14 protein-coding genes and 1 pseudogene are annotated in these 16126 nt (G+C 67.1%); 8 read left to right on the top strand and 7 right to left on the bottom strand.

All coding sequences use genetic code 11. The features are described 5' to 3' along the window. The first annotated feature begins 41 nt into the window (after positions 1–41). Positions 42–830 carry an SDR family NAD(P)-dependent oxidoreductase gene (locus MED15_RS18925; protein ID WP_112736436.1) on the top strand — a complete coding sequence of 263 codons (789 nt, stop codon included), beginning with the start codon at positions 42–44 and terminating at the stop codon, positions 828–830. A 294-nt stretch (positions 831–1124) separates the two neighbouring features. Here the strand turns inward: MED15_RS18925 and MED15_RS18915 are convergent, their stop codons facing one another. After that, positions 1125–1550: a MarR family winged helix-turn-helix transcriptional regulator gene (locus MED15_RS18915; RefSeq protein WP_112584368.1), complete on the bottom strand. Its 426-nt coding sequence runs from the start codon at positions 1548–1550 to the stop codon at positions 1125–1127. A gap of 109 nt (positions 1551–1659) precedes the next feature. On the opposite strand from MED15_RS18915, the gene MED15_RS18910 reads away from it, so the two are divergent. The 3 genes from MED15_RS18910 (at position 1660) to MED15_RS18900 (ending at position 5046) form a co-directional block, all read left to right on the top strand. Next, positions 1660–2553, top strand: coding sequence for an MBL fold metallo-hydrolase (locus tag MED15_RS18910; RefSeq protein ID WP_112736432.1), 894 nt, complete (start codon positions 1660–1662; stop codon positions 2551–2553). A 170-nt stretch (positions 2554–2723) separates the two neighbouring features. Next, positions 2724–3701 carry an aldo/keto reductase gene (locus MED15_RS18905; RefSeq protein WP_112736430.1) on the top strand — a complete coding sequence of 326 codons (978 nt, stop codon included), beginning with the start codon at positions 2724–2726 and terminating at the stop codon, positions 3699–3701. 391 nt (positions 3702–4092) lie between these two features. Beyond that, positions 4093–5046 (top strand): D-2-hydroxyacid dehydrogenase family protein, encoded by a 954-nt coding sequence (locus tag MED15_RS18900; RefSeq protein WP_112736428.1) that lies wholly within the window; start codon positions 4093–4095, stop codon positions 5044–5046. 1 nt (position 5047) lies between these two features. Here MED15_RS18900 and MED15_RS34260 read toward each other — a convergent pair. From MED15_RS34260 to MED15_RS18890, 3 genes and pseudogenes are all read right to left on the bottom strand, one after another. Beyond that, positions 5048–5260: pseudogene (locus MED15_RS34260) on the bottom strand (hypothetical protein); the annotation flags it as partial. A gap of 6 nt (positions 5261–5266) precedes the next feature. After that, positions 5267–5425 (bottom strand): hypothetical protein, encoded by a 159-nt coding sequence (locus MED15_RS33505; protein ID WP_167457675.1) that lies wholly within the window; start codon positions 5423–5425, stop codon positions 5267–5269. Between the two features lie 77 nt (positions 5426–5502). Next, positions 5503–8214 (bottom strand): CHAT domain-containing protein, encoded by a 2712-nt coding sequence (locus tag MED15_RS18890; RefSeq protein ID WP_167457676.1) that lies wholly within the window; start codon positions 8212–8214, stop codon positions 5503–5505. 538 nt (positions 8215–8752) lie between these two features. Between MED15_RS18890 and MED15_RS18885 the strand changes: the two genes are divergently transcribed. The 4 genes from MED15_RS18885 (at position 8753) to MED15_RS18870 (ending at position 12630) form a co-directional block, all read left to right on the top strand. Continuing rightward, the gene (locus MED15_RS18885) at positions 8753–9109 is read left to right on the top strand and encodes a hypothetical protein (protein WP_112584363.1); all 357 of its coding nucleotides are present in this window, start codon (positions 8753–8755) and stop codon (positions 9107–9109) included. A gap of 62 nt (positions 9110–9171) precedes the next feature. Then, on the top strand, positions 9172–9564 hold the full coding sequence (locus MED15_RS18880) for a hypothetical protein (RefSeq protein ID WP_112584362.1): 393 nt from the start codon (positions 9172–9174) through the stop codon (positions 9562–9564). Between the two features lie 285 nt (positions 9565–9849). After that, on the top strand, positions 9850–10149 hold the full coding sequence (locus MED15_RS18875) for a helix-turn-helix domain-containing protein (RefSeq protein ID WP_112736424.1): 300 nt from the start codon (positions 9850–9852) through the stop codon (positions 10147–10149). 792 nt (positions 10150–10941) lie between these two features. Then, positions 10942–12630 (top strand): hypothetical protein, encoded by a 1689-nt coding sequence (locus MED15_RS18870; RefSeq protein WP_244220504.1) that lies wholly within the window; start codon positions 10942–10944, stop codon positions 12628–12630. 256 nt (positions 12631–12886) lie between these two features. Here the strand turns inward: MED15_RS18870 and MED15_RS18865 are convergent, their stop codons facing one another. From MED15_RS18865 to MED15_RS18855, 3 genes are all read right to left on the bottom strand, one after another. Continuing rightward, the gene (locus MED15_RS18865) at positions 12887–13210 is read right to left on the bottom strand and encodes a hypothetical protein (RefSeq protein WP_146766728.1); all 324 of its coding nucleotides are present in this window, start codon (positions 13208–13210) and stop codon (positions 12887–12889) included. Between the two features lie 122 nt (positions 13211–13332). Next, positions 13333–13710, bottom strand: a complete 378-nt coding sequence (locus MED15_RS34255) for a hypothetical protein (protein WP_112736420.1) — start codon at positions 13708–13710, stop codon at positions 13333–13335. Between the two features lie 595 nt (positions 13711–14305). Next, positions 14306–15199 carry a DUF4393 domain-containing protein gene (locus tag MED15_RS18855; protein WP_146766727.1) on the bottom strand — a complete coding sequence of 298 codons (894 nt, stop codon included), beginning with the start codon at positions 15197–15199 and terminating at the stop codon, positions 14306–14308. Positions 15200–16126: the final 927 nt, after the last annotated feature.

The following is a 16126-nucleotide window of genomic DNA, read 5'->3' as shown; positions in this document are numbered from 1 at the left end:
ATTAGGAACTGATCAGTCAACAATTGTGGGAGTGAGTGTTAGTGGATCTCGAACTGCAGGGCAAGGTTGCCATCGTCACCGGCGCGAGCAAGGGCATCGGTCTGACCACCGTGGCGGCGTTGCTCGACGAGGGTGCGCACGTGGTGGCGAGCAGCCGTGCGAGCACGCCGGAGCTCGACGCCCTGGCCGCGCGTGGCGCCACCGTGGTACTGGCCGACATCACCGACGCGGCTACCCCGCAGCGGCTCGTCGACACCGCGCTGTCGGCGTACGGGCGTCTGGATGTCCTGGTCAACAACGTTGGCGCCGGCAGTGCCCGGTCAGGATTCCTCCACGTCGACGACGCCGAGTGGGCGCGAGTGTTCGACGTGACGTTCTTCAGCGCCGTGCGCACCAGCAGGGCAGCCCTGCCAGCCCTGCTGGGCAACGGCGGGGCGATCGTCAACATCAGCAGCATCAACGCTCGGCTGCCGTTCCCGATGGTGGTCGACTATTCCGCGGCCAAGGCGGCGATGTCCAACCTGACCAAGACCCTGTCGGAGGAGTTCGCGCCGCGTGGCGTACGGGTCAACGCCGTCTCGCCCGGCCCGGTGCGAACCCCGTTCTGGACCGGGCCGGATGGCTTCGCGCACGCCGTCGCCGCCAGCGCGGGTGTCAGCATCCAGCAGGCGCTTGACGAGGTCGTGCCACAGAGCATGGCGATCAGCACCGGCCGGATCACCGAGGCCCGCGAGGTCGCCGACCTGGTGCTGTTCCTTGCCTCCGCCCGCTCCTCCAACACAACCGGTGCCGAGTTCATCCTCGATGGCGGCCAGGTCAAGACCCTCTGACAACAAATGCTCACCGTGCGCCGGCCGGGTCTCACTGACCCGGCCGGCGCTCCGACGGTCAGTGCTGTGCCAGCCGCCCGGCCGAGAGCGTCAGCCGCTGGATGCTGGGTTGTCCACCGCCACAAGAAAGCCGGGGCAGCTCGATGAGCGAGGCCGCGACTGTGATCTCCAAGAAGGGCTCCGGCGGCGAGAACGTCCAGACGCGCGGGTGCGGCGGATTTCGCTGGCACGTTGCCTCATCGGCGAGCTGGAGGTCCCGGTGAATCTGCGGGCTCTGCACGCCGGGGTGACGGGTCAGCGGATGAGGGCGCGGCTGAGGAGGTGCTGTAGGGCGTCCTGCTCTTCGGGGGCCAGAGGGGCCAGGGGGCTGTCTTCGGAGAGCAACTTGAGGAGGCGTTCGCGCAGTTCGGTGCCCTTGGGGGTCAGGACGAGCTGCTTGGCGCGGCGATCGTCGGGGTGTGGGTGGCGTTCGAGATGGCCCTGCTCTTCGAGGCGATCGGCGATGAAGGTGATGTTGGAGGGCTCGCAGCTCATCCGTTCGGCGAGTTCACGCAGGGTCAGGGGGTGGGTCAGCTCGCGCAGCAGGTTGCCCTGTGAGGTGGTCAGACCGAGGGCGGCTGTCCGGGCCCGAAGGTGGGCATCGATCTGATTGGCCAGGTCTTTGACCAGCCCGCACAGCCGGCGGTCGCTCTGGCCTGGGGACTCGCGCTCGGTGGACACGTCTCAAGCTTACTACAGCTGACATAGTTGCAGCTGAAGTAGTTCTAGCTGTAACTTGTTGCCCGTGCCGCTGCCAGGTGGCACCTCTCCGAGCACGAGGTAGGACCATATGGCCGCAACAACAGATTTCGACCGCATACGACTGACCAGCGCACCGCGCGTCCGTTCGCTCAGCCTGGGCGAACTGAAGATCACCTACGTTCCGGACGGGCTGGCCCTGTGCAAGCCGCGCGGCTGGCTGCCCGCCGCCACCGACGCGGACTGGGCCGCCAACCGCGATCATCTCGACGACGGCGGCTTCCTGCCCGCAGCCATTGGCGGGCTGCTGGTCGAGCGGGGTGACCGGGCGCTGCTCATCGACACCGGGTTCGGACCGGAGTCCCACCCCGACGACCCGGCCAACCCGATCCTGGGGAGCATCCACGGCGGTGAGCTGCTGGACGGCCTGCGGCGGCTGGGCCGCGAGCCGCGCCAGATCGAGGCCGTCGCCATCACCCATCTGCACCTCGACCACCTGGGCTGGGCCTGGAGCGCCGAGCCCGGCACCGATGCGCCGCCATTCGCACACGCCACCCACTTCATCGCGGCACCCGAGTGGGAGCGGCGCGACCTGGCCGCCGAGGGCGGGGCGACCGAGGAACGTGTGGCCGCCTTCGCACCCCGTGTTCGTACCGTCGAGGACGGCGAGGAGATCTTCCCCGGCGTGCGGGCCTCGTTCTCGATCGGACACACCGTCGGCCACGTCACGTACATCATCACCGGCGGCGACCGGCGGCTCATCGCGTTCGGCGACGCAATGCACGCGCCGGTCCAGGTCACCCACCCCGAATGGGGCTGCGGGATCGACCACGACCCCGCCGAAGCCGCCGCGCACCGCCGCCACCTGGTCGAAGAGCTGAGCCGCCCCGACACCATCGGCTACGGCAACCACTTCGCCGACGTGGTCTTCGGACGCGCCGAACGTCGCCCCGACGGCCGGTTCACCTGGGTCCCGGTCGCCTGACCGTCCCGCCGGCCACCATCGCCGCCGGCCGCCATTGGCCCGCCATCACCGCCGCCACGCTCACCCTGACCAGCGGGAGTGATCGGCAACAGTGCCGGCGATGAGCGGCGGAGCCGCTCATCGCCGTGCCCGGCAAGTCGTACGAATCGCTAGAGGAACGGAGAACTGTCATGAAGCACATCAAGCTGGGGAACCTGGACGTCTCCCGCATCGGTCTGGGCCTGGTATCGATGTCCTACGCCTACACGGGAGCCGGCACGGACGACGCAGAGTCGATCCGCACCATCCACCGGGCCCTGGAACTGGGCGTCACTCTCCTCGACACCGCCGAGGTCTACGGCCCGTACATCAACGAGGAACTCCTCGGCAAAGCGCTCGCGGGCCGCCGGGACCAGGCCGTAGTGGCGACAAAGTTCGGCATGATCTCGCATGCGGGCGGCGGGGCAGGGCAACTCGACAGCAGCCCGGCCAACATCCGCACCGCCGTCGAAGGGTCGCTCAAGCGGCTGGGCACCGACTACATCGACCTGTACTACCAGCACCGGGTCGACCCGACCACGCCCATCGAGGACACCATCGGGGCGCTGGCCGAACTGATCGCTGAGGGCAAGATCCGCCACATCGGCCTGTCCGAGGCCGGACCGGAGACGATCCGCCGCGCCCATGCTGTCCATCCCATCGCTGCCGTCCAGTCGGAATACTCCCTGTGGACCCGGCACCCGGAGGCACAGGTGCTGCCCCTGCTGCGCGAGCTGAACATCGGCTTCGTGCCGTACTCGCCCCTGGGACGCGGATTCCTCACCGGCCAGATCCGCTCGACCAGCGGCTTCGACGAGACGGACCTGCGTAAGAACAACCCGCGCTTCACCGGCGAGAACCTCCAGCGCAATCTGCGTCTCGCAGACGAGGTTCAAGCCGTTGCCGCCGAAGCGGGTACCACTCCGGCGCAGATCGCACTGGCCTGGCTGCTGACCCGGGGCGACGACATCGCCCCCATCCCCGGCACCAAGCGCGTGGCACGCGTCGAGGAGAACACCGCCGCTGACGCCGTGGAACTGACCGCCGAACAGATCGAGAAGCTCGACAACCTTCCTCCCGCTGTCGGCGAAACCCACGACGAAGCCGCCATGCGCCTGTTGGAGCGTTGACCCCAGCCCCGGCGGTGAGCGCCCTTGCCGCTTGTGCACGGGCGGCATCGACCCCAGCAGCTCTGACCGAGAACGTCTCTTAGCCGGTTGAGCCCGGCGAACACCCCGTCGAGCGGTTCAGTGCGCAGCGTGCAGATGCGCCCTTGCGCCTGCACGCTGCGCACCACAACCCCGGCGATCTCGGGGGACCCTTCAGATGCTGAGAGACGGTTGGCTTGCTGACCTCACTGGCTGAGCCAGCATTCCGACAGTGGCCGGCCGTGGCTCAGCCGCGCCGGCATGGCACGCCGGCTTGCGTCGGTCAGGGCACCGAAGATGAGTTGGGACGTCCTCCGACGCTCGGCAGCTCCCCAATTGGGCACTTCTTCAGATGGAAGGCGGATTATTTGTCATGTCTAGTGATCTTCGCTGCGCCGTGCTGGACGACTACCAGGACGTGGCACTCGGCCTGGCGGACTGGTCCCGGGTGCGGGCCACCAGCTTCCGGAAGCACTTCACGAACACCGACGATCTGGTGGCGGCCATCCACGACTGCGACATCGTGGTCGCCATGAGGGAGCGCACGCCGTTCCCCGCCGAGGTGTTCGACCGGCTGCCGCACCTGCGGCTGCTCGTCACCACCGGCATAGGCAACGCCGCCATCGACCTGGGGGCGGCGCGCACGCACGGCGTCACGGTGTGCGGCACAGGTGGCGGCTGGACCTCGACGGTCGAGCTGACGTGGGCGTTGATCCTCGGCCTGGCCCGCCACCTGGTGCCCGAGGCGACCGCGCTGCGCGCCGGCGGCCCCTGGCAGCACACCGTCGGCACCGACCTGCACGGACGCACACTCGGGCTGCTCGGCCTGGGCAGGATCGGGTCCCAGGTGGCGGCGGTCGGGCGGGCGTTCGGCATGGACGTGCTGGCCTGGAGCCAGAACCTGACGCGCCAGCGGGCCGAGGAGGGCGGCGCGCGGCTGGCCCCCAGCCTGGATGCCCTGCTCGCCGGGTCCGACGTCGTCTCCGTTCACCTCGTGCTCGGCGACCGGACGCGCGGGCTTGTCGGCGCGCGGGAACTCGCGCTGATGAAGCCCACCGCCTACCTGGTCAACACCTCGCGGGCGGCGATCGTCGACCAGTCCGCCCTGGCATCCACGCTGCGCGAGGGGCGGATCGCGGGAGCCGGGCTCGACGTGTTCGACGAGGAGCCACTACCCGCCGGCCACGAGTTCCGTACGCTGCCGAACGTGCTGGCCACGCCGCACCTCGGCTATGTCAGCGAGCTGAACTACGCGACGTTCTTCCGTGACGCCGTGGACGACATCGGCGCCTTCCTCGACGGCAACCCGATCCGGGTGCTGACCTGACTCACTCGACCCTGGTCCTGGCCCGGAAGGCAGCAGCCTGGATGTGCTGTCCAGGCAGGTTGGTCAACCTGGTGATGGGTGGTAGGCCGCTGGTGTCGGTGTGGGGTCGGTGGCGGTTGTTGGGCTGTGGCCGGTAGGGGCGGGTCTTCTTCGGCGTAGTTCCCAGTCCGGTGCAGGCGTCGCGCCAGGCATGCGACTTGCAGGCCGAGCCGTGCGGGGGTCAGGCTGCGGTCAGAGATCTGTGCCAGCATCCTCCGTAAATCTCGGCACGTTGCGCCGAGATCTCGCCGGTGGTCAAACCCTTGGCATACAGCGACAACACGACCTCGTCGACCCCCGACATGGGCTTCGTCAAGATCAGCACAAGCGCGGACAGCACGGACCGACTCCTGGCGATCCGCCTGCCGTCGATCTCGTGGGAGAGTTCGCAGCAATGCACGGTCGGCGGGAACTCGGTCAGGCACCGGTGTACGCGAAGGCCGCCCAGTGTTCCGAATCCGTGTAGGGACAATCACCCGGTGCACCTGGTGGCTCGATGTCGGGTAGGAGCGCGGTCAAGTCAGCTTGGTTAGCAGTGCGGAGCCACTGTTGGGCGCGGTTCAGCGCAACGGCCGGTTCGTTTTCCTCCCGACACCACAGGTGATAGAACGCCGTCATGAGATAGGTGGTGGCCAGATCGTCGACTGCCCACGCTGTCGCGATCACCCCGGCGAATCCGAGCTGGATCAGGGCCGACGGCAGCCCGACCACCTCGTTCGGTAAGGCGATACCGCTGACATTGGTCTGGCAGGCGGAGAGCACCGCCAGGCGGCGTCGGCCCGTTGCTAGGGCGCGACGCAGTTCCTCCAGCGTGACCTGACGGTCGGCGAAGTACAGCCGGCTGTCCAGGATCGAGCCGGGTTCGGCCGAGCCGTGGCAAGCGAGGTGCCAGACGGTGTGCTCGTTGGCCGCACTGCGGAACTCCTCCCAGGTGCAGGCATGGCTCGGCGACGTGGGCAGCCCCGTCCAGCGGCGCACGATCTCGATGGTCTCCCGGGCGACGTACCGCAAGTGACCACGAGGGTCGACCCGGTGTCCGTCCGGCACATCGATGGCAAGCAGACTCTGCTTTCGTACGGCGAGTTCCCTTGCCGTGTCCCGGCAACGCCGGAGGGCGCGAGCGTTAGGTGCGTACCGAATCGCGGAGAACTGTCCGATGTGGCGCCGCCCGGCGGGTTCCTCACTAGGCGTGCTCGGCTCACCGGCGGCGTGAAGCGGCAGCAGGTTGAGCAGACCGACCGGCACGAGTGTCACGATCCGACCTCGCGCACTGAGAAGGACAACGTCGCGGACACCGTCGTTCCACAACGTATGGAGGGCCTCGGTCATCGGACTGGTTGTCGTCTGCCCGAACGCTGAAAGGTCGCGCGCCCCAGCAGGCTTCCCATTCACGATCGCAAAGCTACGGAGGCCGGTCGCCGCCTCGGTTTCTGGCAGCACCTTGGCGACGAGCCCGGCGACACTCGCCCGATCGAGCTTGGGCAGGTCGACATACTGCGGATCGTGCCGCGCGGCCACCACGAGCGCGTACCCACCCGCCTTTGCCGCACCGAGGTATACCAGGGCGCCGTCGCCGGTCGCGGCGATGATGTCGTCGTAGTTCACCGCGATCGCCAACGGGTCCGCGCCGGTCACCGCGGCGATTCGCCGGGCGACATCACGGAGGTACGCCCAGGACCCCCGAAGTCCGGCGGATGGGTGACGTTCCTGCTCATCGAAATCCTCGATCGCACGTCGGTACTCGTCGGCAAGGTCCGCCCGACCGGCAGCACGCAGCCGATCGAATACCACGGCGTTGTCCCGCCCGATCACCTCGGTCAGGCCGACGGCCCGCCCGGTCTCCAACGCGAGAACCGCCTCCCGGTACCGCCCGGTCCGGGCCAGCCAGTATCCAGCCTCCTCGGCGTACTCCTGGGCGGCGGCGAGCACCCGTTGCTTCGCGCCGGCACCGTACCGCGCGACGGCGTCCTGAGACGCCAGAGCGACCAACTGCTGGTACGCCTCGGCGGCGAACTCCGCGACGCCGGTGCCGACGGCCCACTCCGCCCACGCGACGGCCAGCCGGGCCCTCGCCGCGGTGCTCCACGGCGTGTTCACCGAGTCGCGCCAGGCCCGGTGCCGATGCTCGTTGCCGGTGTTACCGGCGAGGGCGTCCCTGGCGGCAAGCGCTTCCTGGAGCAGGAGTTGGTCGTCCGCGCCGTGGTGGTGTCCGAGGCGGGATCTGCGACGGATGAGCCGTACCGCCTCGTGCACGTCGCCGGGACCATCGGCGAATGACGATCCGGGCCGCAGCCCCCGCCACAACAGCAGCCTGGCCAAACCTGCATCAGCCGGGGTGGTGCGCCTCCACCAGCGAAGACCGGCCTGCCGACCGGCTCGACAGCACTCGATTCCGAGTTCAAGGTTCTTCGGGTCGATCCGTACCAGAAGCAAGCCAAGGGTAGCGAGGATCTGCGGCCGCAGCCGCCGAGCGAGCCTGTCGTCCTCATGAGAGCCGCGTTCGAGTTCAGCGACGGCCGCATCCAGGTCCCCGGTCACGATCTGCCGGCGGCCCTGCAGCAGGCGGATGAGACCAGGATAGGTCCCGGCGTAGTCGAGGCGTTGGACCAGCTCGTCGAGCGGACCAGTGTCGTCGTGGGTCTCCGCGATCGTGATCGCCGCGTCGGCGAGCGCCAATACGCGCTTCGAGTCCAGTTCCGAGACACCGGGAAGATCGTGCGGATCGTCCGTGGCGCAGGGCCCTCGGCCGAGCGCGATCGCCGCCGAGATCGGCGGCAAACCGTCGAAGGCGACCGCGGACGATCGGCGGGTCCGCACGATGGCGGCCCGGGTCCGATGGAGGGCACGGATCTCGGCGATGCGACGGATCCCGCGGTGGTGCTGGTCCAGCAGTACGCTCTCGATGCGGCCCGCGACGTCGCGCATCGCGGCGTGGAGTTCTGCCTCCCGAGGATGGTCAATGGAGGACTGGCGCACCAGCACCGCGATGCACATCGACACGAAGGTGCGCGAGATCGTCCGCCGGGTGTTGTCCTCGTCGACGTCGCTGGTGTTGATGAATGGGTAGCACTCCAGCACGTCGTGTATCGCAGGGTCGAGGTCGTCGAACGCAGCGGCGAGCCGCACCATCTCGGACATGGACTTCGTCGTCATCCAGTAGCCGTCGGTCTCCTGCCACCGTGGTGGCCTCGCCCGGCGGTACGCCCTCCACGCCCGGTCGGCCGCCAGGCGATCGTCGCGGAGCCACGCGTCCTTGTACGCCCAGGAGTGTTGCTCCAGCTCGGCCATCCCCCGCAAGTGATGGTCCGGGCTGTGCAGGTGATTCTGGATCTTGTAGCCCCTGGCGTCGTGCGCCCACGGTTCCTCGAAGGTGGCATCGGTTGGCCTGTGACACTCCCGACACGGGTACGGCCAGGAGTGCGGCGCAGGTTCGTCGCCGGTCCCACAACCGTCGTTGTTGCACTCCCAGCCTTGCACCCGCGCGTCCGGCGGCGCGAGGTATCCGTAGGAGGTTCGCGGCGGCCGTTCACCCATTGCCGATGCCGTCCTCTCGCCGTGTCGCAGGGACCTCTCGGTAGCCTTCCGCCGTTCTCTGACGGACAGCGGTCCGTCAGAGAGCGGCATGGGAATCTTCAGTCGGTCACCTCAGTCCCCGTTTCCCGACGACATGTTCAGGTGGTTGGAGACCTTCGGCCGGTACTCGCTCGACGTGCACGGGAGCGGCATCGACGGTGGCGACATGTGGGACCGCTTCGGGGAGCTGCACCGGCACGCGACCAGGGACCAGGATGGCTTCCTGACCGCGCTGCGAGCTGTCGTGGCAGGAGACCAGGGCGGTTTCGCGACGTTCGGCGCGGCGCGCCTTGCCTGGGAGATGTACGGCGGCGACACGCTGCGCATCCCCGCCGCGTTGCCGCTGATCGACGCGGGCATCGAGTTCAAACGCTCGCGTGGCCTGCCGACCGCCCTGTTGACCGGCTACGAGATGCAACGTGTCAACCAGCTCCGAGAGCAGCGCGACTGATTCCTCCGCCGTGTCACCTGGGCAGGCCGTGTCGATGCCATTCACTGAGAAATGGAGCCATTATGGAAGGCTTTCTTTGCTTCGTTGGGGTCACCGCCCTAGTCAGCTTCGTCGTCTGGCAACTCATCGAGACACGAAAGGCGGTCGCGACAACCACGACCGAGACCGCGTACGACCCGGCGCAGACCGCCCAGATCGTGCGCACCGCGTTCGGCGGCCCCCGCGCGGTGCTGTGGACCACCGCGAGCGGACCGGGCACGATCAACATGCGCCGACGCGGAATCCACGGCGGCATCACCATGTCCATCACCATCGCGCCGCGCCCAGGTGGTGGCTCCCGGGTGGCGATGTGGGCATCGGAGACCGTCATCTTCTTCGGTTTCCTGGTCAACTTCGCCGGTTCGGTCAACGGACGCAAGAAGGCGATCGGACGTCTGCTGGAAGCAGCGCAATGAGCCTCTGCCGGACAGCCTGCGCAAGGCAGCCGGCACACCAGGTGTCGGCCAGGGCGACTGGTGAACCGGGGTGGCCAGGCCACGGTGCCCCCCGTCACGGCACGTCTCCTGGACTGACCTGTTGGGTGGTGCCCAGCGACACCGATGGAACTTCTTGATCATGGTTTGTTGGCCGTGAGGGAAGTTTCAGTGGCAGCACCGAAGAAGTGCCCCGATGAGCTACGTCAGCGCGGTGTGCGCTTGTATCGCGAGTCGGGTGATCCGGAGGTTGGCTGAGTAGCTTGTGTGCATCACGAGGCGCCCAGGAACTGGATCCGGCAGGCCGAGGCTGACGCGGGTGAGCGCACCGACCGGCCGACCAGCGAGATGGCAGAGGAGAACCGCCGGCTGCGCAGGGAGGTCACACTCCAGATCCTCGCTGTGTTCATCTGCCCTGCACCAGCACAACATCCCGCAGTACGACAACACGCCCTGAAGCCACTCGGAGAAGACGCCACCAAGATCCTCACCAACCAGACCATGACCAGACTCGCCGAGCTGTTCACCGACTGGCGATCCGACGGCGATGCACCGCCAAGCGGATAGCTGCGCAGGCCGGCGCTCCCCACGACTGACTGTGCCCTCATGAAAGCAACGCGCCACTCTCCTCTGAGGAATCGGCAGACACCGAGGGCAGCATCACGATGACCTGCCCGATCGTCATATCAGGTAGAGCCCGAGGTCGCCCCTCCGGCACGATGCCCGGATGATGTTGCTGGTCCCTGCGAACCCCCTACGGCCACGCCGGCCCGACGGCCACTTCGCGCCCGAAGCCCGCGGCCCGCGCCGCCGGGATCGACGTCGCGGTGATCGACCACGACGCTGCACCGAGACGCTCCCACGCCGCTCCGGCAGGTCGGCGGCCCATGCGACGATGTCCACGACGCGACTCGATTCCCGAAACCACCGCCGCGATCGCGAGCAGTCCCGCCAGCGGATGGATCCGGCCGCCAGCGTCCCGTCGGTCCGGAACCCGGGCGAGGGCCTGCGGCAACCCTGGCATGTCCTGTTCCGACAGCGGCAAAACTCGCCGCTGCACCGATCGCGACTCCTGCGTGACAAGGCGCCTTTGATAAACAGCGTAAGGCCCGGCTCGGAACGGCATTGATCGATGTCTTGACTCTATGCGCCGCCCTGCTCATGATTTACTGCGGCAGTTCAACAGTGAGGGTCAATGTGATGACGCAGGTAGAGCCACCGGCAGGAGGCCCGACATCAGCCGTCACTCTCAGCGAGCTTGGAAAAAGTGGCCGACTCGCGCGTGCCGGTCGAGGCACGAGGGACTGGCTGACACGTAGGGCCCATCTGCGAGAACTGAGTATCGCGAGCCTCGGTTCGGTGCTCCTCGCTGTCGCGATGATCTGGCTGATTCCGCCGTACGCGGTTCGCGTGATGACTGCTGGCGCCAAGACTGTGCCCATCGCCGACCCGGCCCACACCATAGTCGGTGACGTTGGTGACCCGACGGCCCAAGCATGGCTGGTGGGATGGGGTGGCCACGCTCTCACCCACGGTCTGCGTGGCCTGTGGGATACCAACGCTTTCTATCCCGACACGTACGGCCTAGCCCTGAACGACAGCCTGCTCGGCTATGCCCCGGCAGGGCTGATAGGCAACGGTGTAGTCGGCGCCGTGCTGCGCTACAACATCCTGTTCGTGCTGGCTTTCGCGCTCGCCTTCCTCGGCGGCTACGCGCTCCTGCGCCAGCTTGGCGCGAATAAGGTCGCCGCCGCGGTAGCCGGGGCCGCCCTCGCCTACGCGCCCTGGCGTTACGGCCACGACGGCCATCTGAATATTCTCTCCACCGGTGGTATCACTCTGGCCCTGGCGATGCTGGCGCGCGGCCACGGACTCTCGTTCACCCGCGGCTACCTTGCCGAACGAGTCCGGCCGGGCTGGGCGTTCGCTGGCTGGCTGGTTGCGGCCTGGCAGGTCAGCCTAGGCTTCGGCGTGGGGCTGGGATTCGTATACGTCCTCGCCGCCCTCTGCCTGATCACACTGACAGCCTGGCTGATCCACCGCCCACGCCTTAGCCTCCGGCTGATCGTCGGTGATCTGATCGGCGGGCTGGTGTTCACCGCGGTGACCGGATACTTCGCGTACGCGTACAAACACGTGCGCGAGCTCAACCCACATGTCACCCGGGACTGGGACTACGTCGCGCATTTCTCCCCGACACTGCGCGGGCTTCTCGTGGCGCCGCAGTCCTCGCTGCCCTGGGGCACCCTGCACAACGACGCCCGCATCGCACTCGGTGACGTACCGACTGAGAAAGTGCTGCTATGCGGGTATGCACTGTATCTACTGGCCTTCGCCGGCCTGTTCCTATCCCGCTGGTCACCGGTGCAACGGCTTCTGCTGCTGTTTGGGGCGGTCGTCGGAGTGTTGTTCGCGCTGGGCACGAACGGGCCGATCTACCGCCTGCTCTATCTTTACGTGCCCGGGTTCGATGGATCCCGTACACCAGGCCGCTTGATCTTGTGGCCCACTCTCTGCCTGGCCATCCTCGCGGCTGGCCTGGTTACCCACCTGTACGAGGCGGCTCGCAGGGACGCCAAGCCGGAATGGTCGGTGAGAGCGGGACGCCTTCTGACCGTTCCGCTGCTGGTCCTCGTGCTAGCTGAGGGCCTACCTGACCTGGACCACCCCCAAACCCCAGCCGAACCGGCCGCGATGGCGCTAGCCTCCGCGCACGCTCCCATCATGGTATTGCCGTCCAACGACGGCATCGACCTCCACGTCCTACTTTGGTCGACCGACGGTTTTCCCGCCATGGTCAACGGTGCGGCCAGCTACACCACACCCAACCGTCAGGCGATCCGCGACGTTATGGCGACCTTCCCCAGCGAGCCGGCCTTGGATCGGCTGCACCAGCTCGGCATCCGCAGCGTCGTCCTGCTGCGCAACCGGGTCCAAGGCACCCCATACGAACCACTGCTCAACATCCCCGACGTACCCGGCATCACCCGCCATGACGTCGGGCCAGACGTGGTTTACACCATCGACACCAACACCAAGAACCCCTAACGAAACGACGTCGTACCGCGCGCCATCGCGCAGGCCGTGTGGTCCCTACATGGTCCCCGGGACGCCGACACGCTGGATGACCGCAGCGTACGGTTTAGGAACTGTGGTCACGGTCTCATCCCGCTCGGCAGTGATCTGGCGTGACCTGGACCGCCAGGCTTGCTGCCTCGTCCAGGAGCTGACCGCTGTTGACCCTCGGCTCCCGCTCCATGGGGCACGCAACGGGCACGGGGCAGCGCGGCGGAGGAGGCTCCGGTCATGTGTCGACGTTCATCGGCATGTACGCATCGTGGGTGGCGTAGTGAATGACGGCCGCGCAGGCATCGCCGGCAGTGGGCCTGCGGCCCTTCCTCCATTCCGACCACACGTCGACCGCCTCACGCGCAAGTTCGACCTCAAGGAGATGCGGGAGTTCGGTGGGTGACTCACCGCCTGGCCCCTCGATCGCGGCAACCGCGTCCGACTCAGGTGACCACGGACGAGCCGCGTAGAGGGTCGCGTCGTCCGGCAGCTCGGCCAGGCGCTCAATCAGTTGCAGGAGCGAACCATGCACACCTTCAGTATGGAAGAGCGCGCCCAACCGGTCGTGATGCCCGAAACGCCTGCGGCCGGTGGTTTGCCGGGCTGCGTTTCGTGCCCCCTCGTGCCCCTCGTGACCGCTGGGTGCCACGGTTGCTGGCCACAGATGGCCCGTGCTGACCTTCAGACTCGGTCGTCGTGACCGGCGGCGGGGCGGAGGTGCTCCCACTGTGGGTCGTAGCAAACAAGCCCGTGATCGGCGGCCATCTGTGCCGCTCCGGCCGATACCTCGTCGGACCGGTTGAACGGGATCGTGAGGTAGAGCATCGGGCCTGACGCCTCGTCTATGAGCCCTTCGGACAGGGGATAGAGCTGGGCGTCGTGGCCATAGAGGTCGGGCCACCGAGCTGCCACAGCATCGACGTAGGCGCGGATGCACGGCGTCGGCGGCAGTTCCTCTTCGCTCTCGAAGTACTGCTCGTAGAGGGCTTCGTATGCCTCAGCGGCCGCTTCGTCGTCGGCGGGCAGGTCGCCCTCCCACACCGCCAAGTCGTAACTCATGCGGGGAGTGTGCCACTGCTGGCGGATCTCTGAGGAGGGCCGGGGTTCGGGGGCGGAGCCCCGAGGTCTTCTGATCCTTGCGACTCTCAAGCGTGGCCGACCGGCCCGGCCGATGCCGGCCGGAGGTCGCCAGCAGGCCGGGACCGGGCCAGCGCAGCCCGCTTTGCGGGCCGCCTTGATCCAGAGAACGAGCGATTCGGCAGCCATCCCGGCTGGACACTTCAGACTTGACCGTCGGTCAAGCAGCGCTAGGCACGCTTCAACTTGACTGATCTTGGGCTGATCTTGGTCCCCAGAACGGCGAAAGGGCCGACCCGATTTCCGGATCAGCCCTCTGACCTGCGTCGGGACGGCCGGATTCGAACCGACGACCCCTTGACCCCCAGGCAACCAACGCGGCTTGCTCACCTGGACGGTCAGCCCGTTCGACCTGGGGACCCGTTCCGCTGGCGTCCATGGACGTCCGTCACCGCTCGCTCCCGTCGTCACTCAGATAGTCACTCAGCGGAAGAGGGAGCGACCCTGTCGCCTATGTACTCGACTTCCACACATGCTTCAGGTCCCGGTCGCCTCAACCTGATCACGTCGCGTCCAGCTAGTGCAGAGTCACGTGGCCGCCCGCGTCTTCTACCGTAGAAGGCCGAACAAACCCTGGCGGCGGGGAGACAGCTTGAATGAACCGTTCGCCGAACGAAGTACGAGAGATCATACCCTTCGTGTGCACAAGCTTCCGGACCCCTATCGCCCTACTGAACTGAATGTACTCGGGTCGCTTGACTACCCACTCATATTGCTTTTCATCAACTAGGTGGCTCTGGTAGCTGACGTCAATTAGGCCAAGCCTTTCCCAGTTGTCTATCCAAAGCGGAGCAAGCGGAGCTTCGATCGGTTCGTTGGTAAGAACGTCACGAACGTCAATAAGGTGAGACAGCAGCACTCGGTAGCCGCCGGAATCCGCTCGGTCGTCGAGGCGCGCGGCCGGCACACTCAGTCTCGAAAGCGTGGCGTTAAGGAGTGTCGTTTCCCGCGCGCTTAGTTGCTTAATTACTTCAGCAAAGGCTGGGTGGGCACTCTCAGAACGGCGATCATCCGTAGCGGTTGTTAGCAGGTTCAAGTACAGTTCTCTGAGGTCGGCTTCTTCGAAGCTGTAGCTGAGGCCCTGCATCGCCGGCACCGCTACGCTCGCTGGCGGCGTGACCATGTGCTCATCAGGAATGTGAGCAGTCCTGGCAGCCATCTCATCGGGAAAAACGTCCTCAAAATAGGCTTTGCTTACGCCAATCATGCGCGCAAACGGCTGATAGAGCCGTAGCTTGATCCGCTCCTTCACCGCTATGCGCGCTGCCGCAGTGCGAGCTGCTGCCTGAAATTCAGGGGTCCCTTGGGCGGCTACAAGCAACTCATCCCGCGTCTTTTCATCCTGGGCCAGCGCCCTCTGGCCCAGGACCTCAATCGCCTTACCCACGGCCGCAATCTCTGGTCCAGTCACGCAGGTAATCTTAGAGCGAGACGTGCCATCCCGTCTGCCATCGACCCGCCGTATTGGGAGCGGGCCTCCGCCCGGCCCGCCACGTCAAGCGGACCTTGACGCGCGTTCGGACGCTGGCGGGTCGGGTGGTGGTCTGCTCGGCTTGCCCGGGTCGACGGCAGGCGGGATGGCCTACCGCAACCATCCACGGACCGCGATCCGCCGACGGTGCCCCGCCATCCTGGAGCCGGAGCGCCCCCGCCGGAGGCGCAGTATCCGCAACACCGTGACCGCCGCCAGCTCGCCGACGCGGCCGGCGTGCGCTCCCCTACGCCGCGCGGTCTCGTGACCGCGCGGCCCGGCCGGCTGCCGGCCCACCACCACCCGGTCAACCGCCTGTCGTTCTGCGGCGGCCCCCTGGGCTTCCCGCTTCCGCGCCAGCCGCCGGGCGTGTTGCGTGGCCGGAGTCGGAGCGCCAGCGGAGCGACGGACGCGCGCCCAGGCGGCGGCGCATGCGGCCCGTTCAGGGCCGCCTTGAAGACGTACAGAAACTTTGAACGGGGATTCTGTGAGGGTGCTCCCGCCGGCCGGGCCTGACCCGACTTTGAACTGGCTCCGTGCCCTCATGTGGACCCGTCGACCCGGTCGGCGGGGGCACCTCTCTCGGCACCTGCACGGGCCGGCGTGGTGACCTGATTAGGAGCTCGGGTTCGTCCCTCATCCCCGTTCTGTCCAGCGTTCTCCTCGTGCTCGGTGGTCGAGCCATGCCGTCAATGCAGCAGCAGGTAGGAGGCAGCGTGAGCGAGGACCAGGACGTGACCGTCGGCGTCGACACGCACAAGGACGTGCACGTCGCGGCGGTGTTGGACCAAACCGGTCGAGTGTTGGCCACCTGGAACTTTTCGATGGTGATTGGTGTCCACGTGCCGCTCGCCAAATGGGCTGCTG

Origin of the sequence: Micromonospora noduli, from assembly GCF_003264475.1 — a bacterium.
In the GTDB taxonomy this organism is placed as follows: Bacteria; Actinomycetota; Actinomycetes; order Mycobacteriales; family Micromonosporaceae; genus Micromonospora; species Micromonospora noduli.
This window is presented reverse-complemented; position numbering and strand designations above follow the sequence as displayed.

Bases quoted from the DNA above. Each gene is read 5' to 3' on its own strand.
- MED15_RS18910 (WP_112736432.1), top strand. From the start codon at position 1,660: ATGGCCGCAACAACAGATTTCGACCGCATACGACTGACCAGCGCACCG.
- MED15_RS18905 (WP_112736430.1), top strand. From the start codon at position 2,724: ATGAAGCACATCAAGCTGGGGAACCTGGACGTCTCCCGCATCGGTCTG.
- MED15_RS18900 (WP_112736428.1), top strand. From the start codon at position 4,093: ATGTCTAGTGATCTTCGCTGCGCCGTGCTGGACGACTACCAGGACGTG.
- MED15_RS18890 (WP_167457676.1), bottom strand. From the start codon at position 8,214: ATGGTGCGGCTCGCCGCTGCGTTCGACGACCTCGACCCTGCGATACAC.
- MED15_RS18885 (WP_112584363.1), top strand. From the start codon at position 8,753: ATGTTCAGGTGGTTGGAGACCTTCGGCCGGTACTCGCTCGACGTGCAC.
- MED15_RS18880 (WP_112584362.1), top strand. From the start codon at position 9,172: ATGGAAGGCTTTCTTTGCTTCGTTGGGGTCACCGCCCTAGTCAGCTTC.
- MED15_RS34255 (WP_112736420.1), bottom strand. From the start codon at position 13,710: ATGAGTTACGACTTGGCGGTGTGGGAGGGCGACCTGCCCGCCGACGAC.